Below are 13,377 nucleotides of genomic sequence, written 5' to 3' on the forward strand. Positions count from 1 at the left end.
GCAGTACATAACGAGCCGACTGGTCATCGGCCGCGCATGAGCCGGGGTTCCCCCCGTACCCCTGGGCTCTGCGCAACCGGCGCGGGCGGGGCACGTTCCCCCGGCCCTGCCCGCGCCCTTTACTTGGACCTGTTACCTCGGCCCGCAGTGCGGGCGCGTCATGTGGACCCTCATGCGGGCCGGTTGTCCGAGCCGATCATCCGGGCCTTGATATAGACCGCGGACCGATCCCGGTCCGCGGCCCCGCCTGCGGCCCCGCGCCTCACCAGTAGACGACGACCTTGTCGCCGACGTTCACCTGGCCGAAGACCGCCGCCAGCTTCCCCTTGTCCCGGACGTTCACACAGCCGTGCGAGGCGCCGGCGTAGCCGCGGGCCGCGAAGTCGGCCGAGTAGTGCACCGCCTGGCCGCCGCTGAAGAACATCGAGTACGGCATGGCCGTGTGGTAGATCGTGGACGTCCAGTCCTTTTCCTTCCGGTCCACCTTGAAGACGCCCTCGCGGGTCGGGGTGTTCTCCGAGCCGAAGCGCACGTCCATCGTGGAGATGATCTTTCCGTCGATCATCCAGGCGAGGGTGCGGCTCTCCTTGCTGATGCACATGACCCGGCCCTCCATGCAGCGCGGGTCGGGCGCGTCCGCCTCGTTGACCGCCGGCGGGCGCAGCTCGTCTGCGGTGGGCTTCTTCGTGGAGTTCTGGATCTTCTTCCAGGTGGCCTCGTCGACCGAACCGGTGGGGTTCAGCCCGTGCTTCGACTGGAAGGTCTTGACCGCCGCCGTCGTCTTCGAGCCGTAGAAGCCGGTCGGCGCCACCGTCATCAGCTTGAGCTGCTTCAGACGGGCCTGGAGCTCGCGCACCTGCTCGCTGTCGTCGCCGTTGGCCATGATCTGCTTCACCGTCGGCGAAGGAGAGGCGGACGGGGACGCCGAGGCGGAGGCCGAGGGGGACGGCGAGGCCGGCTTGTTGTCGGTCGACGGGGAGGATTCGGGAGTGGCGCCCGCCGTGGGCGAGGAGGGGGCCGAGGAAGCGGAGCCCGCGGACTCCGACTTCTGCGGCCCACAGGCGGTCGCGGCGAGCGCGACGGCGGTGGCCACCCCGAGCGTGCGGAATATGACTCTCTGGCGCTGCATTGCAGTCCCCCGGTTTCTACGTCGTGTATCTAGGTGATGCCTCGCGCGCGTGGAGAGTTGCACTGCGGTCCGGGATGTTGCGCCATTGTGACCAGCAGCCGTCCGCAGCCTTACGAAGCGATATGCGGGCACGGTTGTACCAGTCCCGGGCCTGGATGCTCTACGGAGGGATACGTCACATGGCACGCACCGAGAGCGGAATCCCCATCGAACCCGTCTACCGGCCCGGCGACCTGACGGGGTGGGACCCGGCGGTCGAACTGGGGGAGCCGGGCGACTTCCCCTACACTCGGGGGATTTATCCGAACATGTACACCGGTCGGCCGTGGACCATGCGGCAGTACGCCGGTTTCGGCACGGCCGCCGAGTCCAACGCGCGGTACCGGCAGCTCATCGCGGGCGGCGGCACCGGGCTGTCCGTCGCCTTCGACCTGCCGACCCAGATGGGACACGACTCCGACGCCCCGCTCGCGCACGGCGAGGTCGGCAAGGTCGGGGTCGCCGTCGACTCGCTCGACGACATGCGGACGCTGTTCGACGGGATCCCCCTCGACCGGGTCTCCACCTCGATGACGATCAACGCGCCCGCCGCGCTGCTCCTGCTGCTCTATCAGCTGGTCGCGGAGGAACAGGACATCTCCGGCGCACAGCTGACGGGGACGATCCAGAACGACGTCCTGAAGGAGTACATCGCGCGCGGGACGTACATCTTCCCGCCCGAGCCCTCGCTGCGGCTGACGGCCGACACCTTCCGCTACTGCCGCGCCGAGATCCCCCGGTGGAACACCATCTCCATCTCCGGCTACCACATGGCCGAAGCGGGGGCCTCGCCCGCGCAGGAGGTGGCCTTCACGCTCGCCGACGGCATCGCCTACGTCCGTACGGCCCTGGCGGCCGGGATGGCCGTCGACGAGTTCGCGCCCCGGCTCTCCTTCTTCTTCGTCGCCCGCACCACCCTGCTGGAGGAGGTCGCGAAGTTCCGTGCGGCCCGGCGGATCTGGGCCCGCGTCATGCGGCAGGAGTTCGGGGCGCGGGATCCGAAGTCGCTGATGCTGCGCTTCCACACCCAGACGGCCGGAGTCCAGCTGACCGCGCAGCAGCCCGAGCTGAATCTCGTACGGGTGGCCGTGCAGGCCCTGGCCGCCGTGTTGGGCGGCACGCAGTCGCTGCACACCAACTCCTTCGACGAGGCGATCGCGCTGCCGACGGAGAAGTCCGCCCGCCTCGCGCTGCGCACGCAGCAGGTGCTCGCGCACGAGACGGACGTGCCGCACACCGTGGACCCCTTCGCCGGTTCGTACGCGGTGGAGCGGATGACGGACGACCTGGAGGCGGAGGCGCTCGCGCTGATGCGGCGGGTGGAGGAGCACGGCGGGGCGGTGGCCGCCATCGAGGCCGGCTTCCAGAAGGGCGAGATCGAGCGCAACGCCTACCGCATCGCGCAGGAGACCGAGAGCGGGGAGCGGGTGGTGGTCGGGGTGAACCGTTTCGCGCTGGACCGGGAGGAGCGGTACGAGCCGCTGCGCGTGGACCCGGCGATCGAGGCGCGGCAGTGCGCGGCGCTGGCGCGGCTGCGGGCGGAGCGGGACGGGGCGGCGGTGGCGGCGGCGCTGGCGGCCTTGCGGGGGGCGGCGGCGGGGACGGAGAACGTGCTGTACCCGATGAAGGAGGCGCTGCGGGCCCGGGCCACGGTGGGCGAGGTGTGCGGGGCGTTGCGGGAGGTGTGGGGGGCGTACGAGCCGACCGGTTCCACCTGGTGAAAATCCCCGGCTGACAGGTGCGATCTCATGGGACACTCCTGCGCATGCTGGGTGTGACCGATCTTCCGACCTATCTCGCCGGCCTGGTGCTGATCATTCTGCTGCCGGGGCCGAACTCGCTCTACGTGCTGTCCGTCGCCGCCCGCCGCGGGGTGCGCACCGGGTACAAGGCCGCCGCCGGGGTGTTCACCGGCGACGCCGTGCTGATGCTGCTGACCGCCGTGGGCGCCGGGGCGCTGCTGCGGGCGAGCCCGCTGGTGTTCACCGTGGTGAAGTTCCTCGGGGCCGGCTACCTGGCGTGGCTGGCCGTGGGGATGATGCGCGGTGCCTGGGCGCTGTGGCGCACGCGCCGGGAGCGGACGCAGGCGGAGGTCGCCGGCCCCGCCGACGCGGGTGAGAACGAGCGGCCCTACCGGCGGGCGCTGCTGATCAGCCTCCTCAACCCGAAGGCCATCCTCTTCCTGATGTCCTTCTTCGTGCAGTTCGTGGACCCGTCCTACGCCTACCCGGCGCTGTCGTTCCTGGTCCTGGGCGGTCTGCTGCAGGCCGGCAGCTTCCTGTACCTGACGCTGCTGATATTCGGCGGCACCCGCCTCGCCGCCGCGTTCCGCCGCCGCAAGCGCCTGTCGGCGGGCGCGACCTCGGCGGCGGGCGTGCTGTTCCTGGGCTTCGCGGCCAAGCTCGCCGTCAGCTGAGGCCCCTCAGCCGAAGACGTGGCGCAGCCGCCGGGCCAGGCGGCGGACCGCGGGGTGGTGGGGCAGGAAGGACAGCCGGGCCGGGACGCCGCCCGGGAGGCCGAGCCCGGCCAGCCGGCGGCGGGTGAAGTAGCGCCAGGTGCGGGTGTCCAGCCGCTCGGCCAGATAGGCCTCGGCCGCGGCCCGGTGCGCGGAGAGGATCTGCGGCTGCATCGTGAAGCCGACCGCGATGAGCAGAGCGGCCAGCTCCGAGGAGACCGGCCCGGGCTCCGGGGGAGTCCAGTCGCGTACGGCCGCGGCGTCCGCCAGATCGGGCAGCAGGGCGTCCACCAGGACCAGCGGCACCCGGTTGCTGTTCTGGTACGGGGTCAGGCGGGCCAGTACGCTCCCGGTCCCGGTGCGCGCGACCGGGAGCCCGTACAGCGTGGAGGCGGTCAGCAGGCCGGTGGAGAAGCAGCCGACGACCAGGGCCGGGCGCAGCCGCTGGTAGAGGCTCTCGGCCAGTACCGGGGTGTCCGTCACGGTGAGCCGGGCGCCGAGCCGCTCGGCCTCGGCCGCGGCCCGCCGGCAGTACTCGGCCGGGGCGCTGGGATGCGGCTTGAAGACCAGCTCCCGGTGGCCCAGCGCGCAGGCGCCCCGGACCATGGACACGTGGAGCTCCTCCTCCTCGTCCGGGGTCATGAGGTCGAGCGCGGAGAGGTACTGGCCGAGCAGGAGCGCCGGGGAATCCCCGATGCCGCCGAGGTCCGTGCCGTGCGTGTGCGCGGGCGCGGGCGGTTCCGCGAGTTCCGTTACGTCCGCCCGGTCCGCCCGGTCCGCCAGGTCCGCCAGTTCCGCCAGTTCTGCCAGTTCTGCCAGGACCTTGAGGAAGGACTCCGTCGGCACCAGCTCCGCCCGCACCCCGAACTCCGTCAGCAGCAGCGGTTTCAGCCCCGGCACCAGGTCCAGGTGGAGCACCCGGCGCACCCGCATCCCGAGCTGTGGGTCGAGACGGACGCGGGTGGGACCGTAGCTCATCAGGCCGTCGGCGTAGACGTCGACCGCCGCACCGGGGAAGAGCCGGCACAGGGTCTGGGCCGGCGGCACCTGCAGGGACTCCACGATGAGCTCGACGCGGTGCTCGCCGAGGCCCCACAGGGTGCGCAGCTGCCGCTCCCAGATCGGGACGTCCTCCGCGCGCGGGGCCCAGGTGCTCGGGTGCTGCGGCTCGATGACCCGGTTCCAGTCGAGCACCTCGTCGAAGCGGGCGCGCAGGGCGGCGAAGCCCGGCATGTCCGCGACTCCCGGGCTGATCTCGGCGGTGGCGGCGTGGTTGCTGGTCAGCAGGATCCGGCGGCCGGCGGGCGGGAAGCAGCCCGCGTCGATGCCCGCCGCGAGCGTGGCCGCACCGTAGAGGGTGGAGGCCAGGAAGATCTGCGTGGGCATCAGGCGGCCGCCCCCGACGGGGTGCGGCGGCCGGCGCGCAGGCGGCGCAGCACGGTGGAGCGTTCGATGTCCATGGCGTCCAGGACCTGGTCCAGTACGTCCTGGGGCATGCGGCCGAGGGCCGCCGTGCTCATCGAGCGGAGTTTCCTGGCCACGGCCGGTTCGAACCTTTCGATGGATCCGAAATGGTGCGCGATAATTGCACAATACGTTCGGACGGCTTTCGGGAGTAGTAGATCGGATTCCCGGTCGGCGATGACCTCCGCGAGCACTTGATCAAAGGCGCGGATGAAATCGAGCTGCCGTTCGTCCCCGATCTGCGTCAAGGAGGTTGAAATACCGCGTCGATAGAAGATTCCGGGCAATCCGACCGCGGCGAAGGACGCCGCCTCCCGGTGCAGCCGCCAGATCCACGGCCGGTCCTCCGCCGTCCGCAGCCCGTCCGTGAAGTGAAGTACCCCGCGGTCCAGCAGCCGCCGGTGGTACATGCCGGCCCAGGCGTACGGATAGTCCACGGACGTGGCCCGGTCGGCGGGCAGGATCGCGGCGCGCGGGTCGGCCACCACCGCTTGCGGGCCGAAGGGGACGCGCTGCACGCTCCGTTGCCGGCCGGTGCACCGCACATGGTCGGTGCGGATGAAATCGCAGTTCAGAGCCTGTATGGCGGCCAGCATCCGGGCCAGGTGGCCGGGGGCGAGCCAGTCGTCCCCGTCCAGAAAGGTGAGGTACTCGCCGCGGGCCGCGTCCAGACCGGTGTTCCGCGCGGTGGCCAGGCCGCCGTTCCGCTCGTGTCTGAGGTGCACCGCCCCGGGCAGCTCGCGCGCCGCCCGCTCCAGCAGACCGGGCGTCCCGTCCGTCGAACAGTCGTCGACGAGCAGGAACTCGAAATCCTCCCGGGCGTTGACTTCGAGACTCTTCAGGGCATCCGGTGCGTAGGTCTGCACGTTGTAGAACGGCACGACGACAGAGAGCATGGGCTTGGGCACCCGCGAGACATTAGGGCGCCGCCCGGCATTCACTGTGGCCCGGATGCGGATTCCACGTGAACGGCGCCGGGCGGGCGAGTTAACCCGTACGCTTTCGCATTCAGTCGACGCGTTGTTAACCGGCTGTTGTGCGTTCGTTGGGCCGATCAGCGAAATTGCGGAATAGCTTCTGCCGCGTGCCAGAACGCAAACGCGTCGCCGTACTCGCCGATTCCGATACGCGATGGAAATGGGGCGCACTCACCGCCCGCCGTCTCGTGCCCGACCACCAGCTCACCGGTTACCTGCTGCGCGGCCGCGCCACACCCACCGCGCGCCAGCTCGGCGAGGTGGGGGTGCGGGCCGAGCGGCTGTCCGAGGTGACCTGCGCCGAGTTCCTCACCGAGATCGAGCGCGAGCACTACGACGTGGTCGTCCTCGCGCTCGTCGGCGGGGCCGTCCAGGCCGTCCTGCACGGGACCCGGGCCCTGTGGCCCGCCCCGGCCAGACGCCCCGTACTCGTCACCGGATACGTGGGCGTCGTGTACGAGAAGCTCGCCGACGGGCTGCTGCTGCGGCACGGGGCCGACCTCGTACTCGCCAATTCCCGCCATGACGCGGAGCGTTTCCGCGCCGTGTACGAAGGGGTCGGCGCGGATGCCGCCGCCGTCACCGAGACCGCGCTGCCCTTCCTGGGCGGGGCGCCGTACGAGCCGGCCGGGAGCAGGGCCCACACGGTGGTCTTCGCCGTCCAGCCCTCCGTACCCGACAGCCGCGCCGACCGCGCCTACCTGCTGGAGCGGGCGGCCGGGCACGCGCGACTGCACCCGGAGCGGGAGGTGCTGATCAAGCTGCGCAGCAAGCCCGGGGAGCACACCACGCACCTGGAGGAGCAGCCGTACCAGCGGCTCGCGGAGAAACTCCCGGGCGGCCTGCCCGCCAACTGCCGCCTCGTGTACGGGAACATGGGCGAGGTGCTGGACGGCACCGACCTGCTGGTCACCGTCTCCTCCACCGCCGCCCTGGAGTCCCTGCACCGGTCCATCCCGACCGCGATCCTCACCGACCTCGGCATCCGCGAGGCCCTCGGCAACCACCACTTCCTGGGCTCCGGCTGCCTGGCCTCGTGGGACCAGCTCGACGCGGGGCTGCTCCCGCAGGGGGACGCGGACTGGCTGGCTTCGCAGGGCGTCCGTCCCACGCCGCCTCCGGCTACGCCGAGGCCCGCGGAGCACGCCCCGGCTACGCCGAGGCCCACCGCGCCGGCCCCGGCCGCGCCGGTGTCCGCCGAGCCGACTTTGCCTGCGCCGAACCTCATCGGGCCGGCCGCGGCCGCGCCGGTGTCCGCCGAGCCGACTTTGCCTGCGCCGAACTTCACTGGGCCGGCCGCGGCCGCGCCGGCGTCCGCCGAGCCGATTTCGCCTGCGCCGAACTTCACCGGGCCGGCCGCGGCCGCGCCGGTGTCCGCCGAGCCGATTTCGCCTGCGCCGAACCTCATCGGGCGGGCACTGGCCGTGCCGGAGGGCGCCGTTTCGGTATCGGCTGACGCCTACGGCCTCGCCCGGGCGAAGGTGGCGGAGCTCATGGCGCTGTCGCGGCTCCCGGCCCCGGACCCCTACTACACGCTCACCACCGCGCCCGGATACCTGCCCGGGATCCTCGCCCGGCACCACCTCGCGCCCGACGGCACCCCGCTGCCCGGCGCGGTGCGTCCGGCGGCGGGGGAGTCCCGGCTGCGCCGCCGGCTCCGCGCCCACCTGCGGCAGGCCGCCCGTGGTGCGTACCGGCACGGGGTGCAGCGCGTGGCCCCGGTGATCCGCAGGCTGGGGGAGCTGTGAGGGTCCTCGCCGTCATCCCGGCCCGCGGCGGCTCCAAGGGAGTCCCCGGCAAGAACCTCGCCGAGGTCGCCGGCACCCCGCTCGTCGCCCGCGCCGTCCGGGCCTGCCGCGCCGCGCCGACCGTCACCGACGTGGTGGTCTCCACCGACTCCGCGGCGATCGCCGCGGCCGCCCGCACCGCCGGCGCCGACGTGATCGCCCGCCCGTCCGCGATCTCCGGCGACACCGCCAGCAGCGAGGCCGCCCTCCTGCACGCGCTCGGCGCCTTCGAGGAACTGCACTCCCTCACCGTGGACGTGGTCCTGCTCGTCCAGTGCACCAGCCCCTTCCTCACCGCCTCCGACGTCGAGTCGGTCGCCGCGGCCGTCGCCTCCGGCGCGGCCGACTCGGCCCTGACCGTGGCCCCCTTCCACGGCTTCCTCTGGCGGGAGCAGGAGGAGGGCGGGACGGGCGTCAACCACGACATGGCCGTACGCCCCCGCCGCCAGGACCGGCCGCAGGACCTGCTGGAGACCGGCGCCGCGTACGCCATGGACGCGGCCGGGTTCCGTACCGCCCGCCACCGCTTCTTCGGCCGCACCCTCCCCGTCGCCACCGACCCCGCGCGGGTCCTGGAGATCGACGACCCGCACGACCTGGCCCGGGCCCAACTGCTCGCCCCCCTGCTCGACCCGGTGCCCGAGGCACGACCCGACCCGCAGCCCACACCCCGTACACCCCGTACACCCCCGCACCGAAGGACGCCCCCTGCCATGACCTCCACTCCCGACTCCCGCCTCCGTACCTTCGGATCGCGCACCGCCGGCCCCGGCCACCCCGTCTACGTCGTCGGCGAGATCGGCATCAACCACAACGGCGACCTCGACAACGCCATCGCCCTCATCGACGCCGCCGCCGAAGCCGGCTGCGACGCCGTGAAGTTCCAGAAGCGCACCCCGGAGATCTGCACCCCGCGCGACCAGTGGGACATCGAACGCGACACCCCCTGGGGCCGCATGACCTACATCGACTACCGCCACAGGGTCGAGTTCGGAGAGGACGAGTACCGCGCCATCGACGAGCACTGCGCCACGCGCGGCATCGACTGGTTCGCCTCCCCGTGGGACACCGAGGCGGTCGCCTTCCTGGAGAAGTTCGACGTCCCCGCCCACAAGGTGGCCTCCGCCTCCCTCACCGACGACGAGCTGCTGCGCGCCCTGCGCGCCACCGGCCGCACCGTCGTCCTGTCCACCGGCATGTCCACCCCGCAGCAGATCCGCCACGCGGTGGAGGTGCTCGGCAGCGCCAACATCCTTCTCTGCCACGCCACTTCGACGTACCCGGCCAAGGCCGAGGAGCTCAACCTGCGGGTGATCCACACCCTCCAGGAGGAGTACCCCAACGTCCCGATCGGCTACTCCGGCCACGAGACGGGCCTGCAGACCAGCCTCGCCGCCGTCGCCCTCGGCGCCACCTTCGTCGAGCGCCACATCACCCTCGACCGCGCGATGTGGGGATCCGACCAGGCCGCCTCCGTCGAGCCCGGCGGCCTCGCCCGCCTGGTCCGCGACATCCGCACCATCGAGACCGCCCTCGGTGACGGCGTCAAGCGGGTCTACGACTCCGAGCTCGGCCCCATGAAGAAGCTCCGCCGCGTCCGGGGCGAGCTGGCAGCCGTCTGACCACGCGGTCCGGCGCGTACGCATCCCGCCCCCCGACAAGGAGTACGTGGTGACCCCCTCCGCCTCCACCCTGGCGTTCGTCGAGAGCCCGGTCCAACTCCTGAACGTGCTGGAGTGGGCGCACGCGCGGGGCGTCCCGGCCGGCCCCGGCCACCCGCAGGGTCCGCGGCCGGACGCCGTCACGCGGGGGCGGCAGCGCCGCGCCGACGCCGGGTCACCGCTGAGGATCGTCGTCCTGCCGCCCACCGACCCCATGTCCCGCGGCCAGCTGCGCCGGATGGCCGCACTGGCGCGGGACGAGGGGTACGAGGTCCGGTGGCAGGAGGCGCGCGGCAGCCGGTTCGCGCCCTTGAAGGCGCTCGCCGCGCTGGCACGCGACGTCCGCGCGGCGCGCACGGTCGTCGTCGGCGACCCCTTCTCGCGCTACGTCCAGCTGCTGCTCACCCTGGTGCGCGCCGAGGAGCTCGTCGTGGTCGACGACGGCACCGCCACCATGGAGTTCATGGCCCAGACCGCCCGCGGCGAACGCCTCGTACGCTGGCACCGGGTCGGCGGCGGGGGGCTGCCCGGCCGCGTCCGCGAGCTGGCGTACGCCCCCGTCGCGGCCACCGCGCGCCGGCGCTTCACGCCCGCCGGGGAGCGCGCCCCCCGCGTCGAGGTGTTCAGCTCGATGCCCGTCACCGCCCACGGCGGGATGACGCTGCGGCTCAACGACTTCGCCTGGACCCGCGCCCGCTTCGGCCCGCCCCGCCTGACCAAGGGCACCGACCTGGTCGGCACCTCGCTCGTGGAGACCGGCGTGGTCGACCCGGCCCGCTATCTGGACGCGGTGCGCGCCCTCACCCTGGAGCACGGTGCCACCCGCTACTTCGCGCACCGCCGCGAGTCCCCGGAGAAGCTGCGCGCGCTGAGCCGGGCGACCGGGCTGGAGATCGTACGCCCGGACCTGCCGCTGGAGCTGGTCGCCCGGCGCGGTCCCGTCGGCCGGACGATCGTCAGCTTTCCGTCCACCGTCGTCCACACGCTGCCGTACGCCCTGACCGGTACCGGGGTCACCGTCGCCGTATGCGATGTCGACCCCGCCTGGCTCACCGGATCGGCGTCCCCGCGCGCCCGCGGTTTCCTCGCCGGAGTCACCGACACCGCCCGTGATGTGCGCAGACTCCCTGCCCAGGCGGCTCCCACGGCCGGATGAGCGCGCGAGTTTACCCCCCGGCGCAGGGGGTCATGCGCCAGAGGCCGGGTTTCTTTCCCCTAACGGCATGAACTTTTCCTGATCCCCGGCCAGTTGACCCGTCCGTGCGCCTACCCTTCAACGGGTGAACCAGTTGATGTCCCGCGAGTCCCAGACCGCCCAGCCCGCCGCGTCCGACCGGCCCGAGCTGCCCGGCAAGCTTCCGGACCACCTGCGTGCCGAACTGATCGCCTTCCGCCGGGACTTGCACATGCACCCGGAGCTCGGACACCAGGAATTCCGCACCACCGCGGCGATCAAGGCCCGGCTGGAGCAAGCCGGCCTGCGACCACGGGTGCTGAAGTCCGGCACGGGCCTGATCTGTGACGTAGGCACCTGGGACGGCGGCCGGCCGATGCTGGCCCTGCGCGCGGACATCGACGCCCTGCCCATCCCGGATGCCAAGACGCACGTCTCGTACCGCTCGACCTTCCCCGACCGCGCCCACGCCTGCGGCCACGACGTGCACACCGCGGTCGTCCTCGGCGCCGGCCTGGTCCTCGCCGAGCTCGACCGCCAAGGGCTGCTGCCCCGCCCCGTGCGGCTGCTCTTCCAGCCGGCCGAGGAGGTGCTCCCCGGCGGAGCAACCGACGCCATCGAGTCCGGGGTCCTGGACGGCGTGGGCCGGATCGTCGCCGTCCACTGCGACCCCCGGGTCGACGCGGGGCGGATCGGGCTGCGCCCCGGCCCCATCACCTCCGCCTGCGACCGGCTGGAGGTCAGCCTCTCCGGCTCCGGCGGGCACACCGCACGGCCGCACCTGACCACCGACCTGGTGACGGCCGCCGCGCGCGTGGCCATCGACGCCCCGGCCCTGCTGGCCCGCCGGATGGACGCCCGCTCGGGCATGTCGGTCACCTGGGGCCGGATCGAGGCCGGGCACGCCTGCAACGTCATCCCGATGCACGCCGAGCTGTCCGGAACCGTACGGTGCCTGGACCTGAACGCCTGGCACGAGGCCCCGGACATGATCCACGCGGCGATCGACGAGATCGCGACCATGCACGGGGCCAAGTTCGAGATCAACCACGTGCGCGGCGTGCCGCCGGTGGTCAACGATCCGGTGATCAGCGAGCTGCTGCGCGAGGCGATGGCGGTCCGCCGCGGCGCCGAGTCGGTCGAGGACACCGAGCAGAGCCTGGGCGGAGAGGACTTCTCCTGGTACCTGGAGCACGTTCCGGGCGCCATGGCCCGCCTGGGAGTCCGTACCCCCGGCGACACCGCCAAGCACGACCTGCACCGGGGCGACTTCGACGTGGACGAGTCCGCGATCTCCGTCGGTGTGGAGTTCTTCACGGCCGCCGCGCTGCTGGACGGCCGGCGCACGATGCCCGCCAGGTAGCGGCGGGGCGAAGTCGCTACAACATCGACGGCTCCGCCCGCAGACGTGTCCAGCCCTTGGTACCAAGGGCTGGACAGGAAATGAGTCACCAATCGGTCACTGTCCGGTTCGCGACGATCCGATAACGACTCATGAACGGGCCTTTAACTGACATCTACGCGCGTTACGATCGCCGCGAAACCAGCGCCGGTCGTGGCGCTTCGGTCAGGTTTTGAAGGAGCCTCCCCTTGCGCCGGATCACCAGGATCGCCACCGTGGGCGTCGCGTCCGCGGCGCTGGCCCTCTCGGCCACCGCCTGTGGCGGAAAGAAGTCGTCGGACGCCGGGTCCGACAAGGAACCCACCGCCGCCATCGCGTACGACGTCGGTGGCCGCGGCGACCAGTCGTTCAACGACGCCGCCTACGCCGGCCTGCAGAAGGCCGAGACGGAGCTCAAGGTCAAGGGCGCCGAGGCCGAGCCCACCGACGGCGAGGGCGAGGCCGACAAGGTCCAGCGCCTCACCGAGCTCGCCCGCAAGGGCAACAACCCGGTCATCGGCGTCGGCTTCGCCTACGCCGAGGCCATCGAGAAGGTCGCGCCGAAGTTCCCGAAGACCACCTTCGGCCTCATCGACGACATCTCGAAGCAGGGCCCGAACATCGCCAACCTCGTCTTCAACGAGGAGCAGGGCTCCTACCTGGCCGGCGTCGTCGCCGCCAAGACGACCAAGACCGGCACGGTCGGCTTCATCGGCGGTGTGGAGACCCCGCTGATCAAGAAGTTCGAGGCGGGCTTCGTCCAGGGCGTCCAGGACACCAACCCCAGCGCGAAGGTACTGACCCAGTACCTGACCCAGCCGCCGGACTTCAGCGGTTTCGCCAAGCCCGACCTCGGCAAGGCCGCCGCCCAGGGCCAGCTCGCCAAGGGCGCGGACGTCGTCTACGCCGCGGCCGGCGGGGCCGGATCCGGTGCCATCGAGGCCGCCGCCACCGACGGCAAGTGGGCCATCGGCGTCGACTCGGACCAGTACAACCAGGCTGGTCTGGCCAAGTTCAAGGACAAGATCCTGACCTCGGTCACCAAGGACGTCTCGGACTCGGTCTTCAACCTGATCAAGTCGGTCAAGGACGGCAAGCCGCAGACCGGTGAGGTCCGCTACGGCCTGGCCACCGACGGCGTCGGCCTGGCCGACTCCAACCCCGAGTACAAGAAGATGACCGACGTCATCGCCGCGGTGGAGAAGGCCAAGGCCGACATCATCGCCAAGAAGATCACCGTCAAGGTAGCGCCGTAAGGTTCTGCCTGACCTTCAGTCGTGGTCTCCGGGGTCCGGGAAGCGGTCTCTGCC

10 protein-coding genes and 1 pseudogene are annotated in these 13,377 nt (G+C 71.9%); 8 read left to right on the plus strand and 3 right to left on the minus strand.

Features of this window, described 5'->3' with window-relative positions:
• Positions 1 to 262: 262 nt before the first annotated feature.
• The gene (locus tag ACZ4TV_RS29275; RefSeq protein ID WP_468138092.1) at positions 263 to 1,129 is read right to left on the minus strand and encodes a L,D-transpeptidase family protein; all 867 of its coding nucleotides are present in this window, start codon (positions 1,127 to 1,129) and stop codon (positions 263 to 265) included.
• A 179-nt stretch (positions 1,130 to 1,308) separates the two neighbouring features.
• Between ACZ4TV_RS29275 and ACZ4TV_RS29280 the strand changes: the two genes are divergently transcribed.
• Both ACZ4TV_RS29280 and leuE read left to right on the plus strand, forming a co-directional pair.
• Positions 1,309 to 2,889 (plus strand): acyl-CoA mutase large subunit family protein, encoded by a 1,581-nt coding sequence (locus tag ACZ4TV_RS29280; RefSeq protein ID WP_468138093.1) that lies wholly within the window; start codon positions 1,309 to 1,311, stop codon positions 2,887 to 2,889.
• A 44-nt stretch (positions 2,890 to 2,933) separates the two neighbouring features.
• Positions 2,934 to 3,584: a leucine efflux protein LeuE gene (gene leuE, locus ACZ4TV_RS29285; protein WP_468138094.1), complete on the plus strand. Its 651-nt coding sequence runs from the start codon at positions 2,934 to 2,936 to the stop codon at positions 3,582 to 3,584.
• A gap of 6 nt (positions 3,585 to 3,590) precedes the next feature.
• On the opposite strand, the gene ACZ4TV_RS29290 is transcribed toward leuE, so the two are convergent.
• Positions 3,591 to 5,009: a polysialyltransferase family glycosyltransferase gene (locus tag ACZ4TV_RS29290; RefSeq protein ID WP_468138095.1), complete on the minus strand. Its 1,419-nt coding sequence runs from the start codon at positions 5,007 to 5,009 to the stop codon at positions 3,591 to 3,593.
• A complete protein-coding gene (locus tag ACZ4TV_RS29295; protein WP_468138134.1) occupies positions 5,009 to 5,983 on the minus strand; it encodes a glycosyltransferase family 2 protein in 975 nt (324 codons plus the stop codon). The genes ACZ4TV_RS29290 and ACZ4TV_RS29295 overlap by 1 nt, the downstream gene beginning before the upstream one ends.
• Positions 5,984 to 6,171: 188 nt before the next feature.
• Here ACZ4TV_RS29295 and ACZ4TV_RS29300 point away from each other — a divergent pair, with 188 nt between their 5' ends.
• The 6 genes and pseudogenes from ACZ4TV_RS29300 (at position 6,172) to ACZ4TV_RS29325 (ending at position 13,323) form a co-directional block, all read left to right on the plus strand.
• Positions 6,172 to 7,812: a DUF6716 putative glycosyltransferase gene (locus tag ACZ4TV_RS29300; RefSeq protein WP_468138096.1), complete on the plus strand. Its 1,641-nt coding sequence runs from the start codon at positions 6,172 to 6,174 to the stop codon at positions 7,810 to 7,812.
• A pseudogene (locus ACZ4TV_RS29305) lies at positions 7,809 to 8,198 on the plus strand (cytidylyltransferase domain-containing protein); the annotation flags it as partial. The gene ACZ4TV_RS29300 and the pseudogene ACZ4TV_RS29305, both read left to right, overlap by 4 nt.
• Positions 8,199 to 8,564: 366 nt before the next feature.
• Positions 8,565 to 9,473, plus strand: a complete 909-nt coding sequence (locus ACZ4TV_RS29310) for an N-acetylneuraminate synthase family protein (RefSeq protein ID WP_468138135.1) — start codon at positions 8,565 to 8,567, stop codon at positions 9,471 to 9,473.
• Between the two features lie 22 nt (positions 9,474 to 9,495).
• Complete coding sequence (locus ACZ4TV_RS29315; RefSeq protein WP_468138136.1) at positions 9,496 to 10,668, plus strand: hypothetical protein; 1,173 nt, start codon at positions 9,496 to 9,498, stop codon at positions 10,666 to 10,668.
• A gap of 136 nt (positions 10,669 to 10,804) precedes the next feature.
• Positions 10,805 to 12,049 carry an amidohydrolase gene (locus tag ACZ4TV_RS29320; RefSeq protein WP_468138137.1) on the plus strand — a complete coding sequence of 415 codons (1,245 nt, stop codon included), beginning with the start codon at positions 10,805 to 10,807 and terminating at the stop codon, positions 12,047 to 12,049.
• Positions 12,050 to 12,276: 227 nt separating this feature from the next.
• Positions 12,277 to 13,323, plus strand: a complete 1,047-nt coding sequence (locus tag ACZ4TV_RS29325) for a BMP family lipoprotein (protein WP_468138097.1) — start codon at positions 12,277 to 12,279, stop codon at positions 13,321 to 13,323.
• Positions 13,324 to 13,377 lie beyond the last annotated feature (54 nt).

It is taken from the genome of Streptomyces sp. NPDC028910 (genome assembly GCF_055564955.1).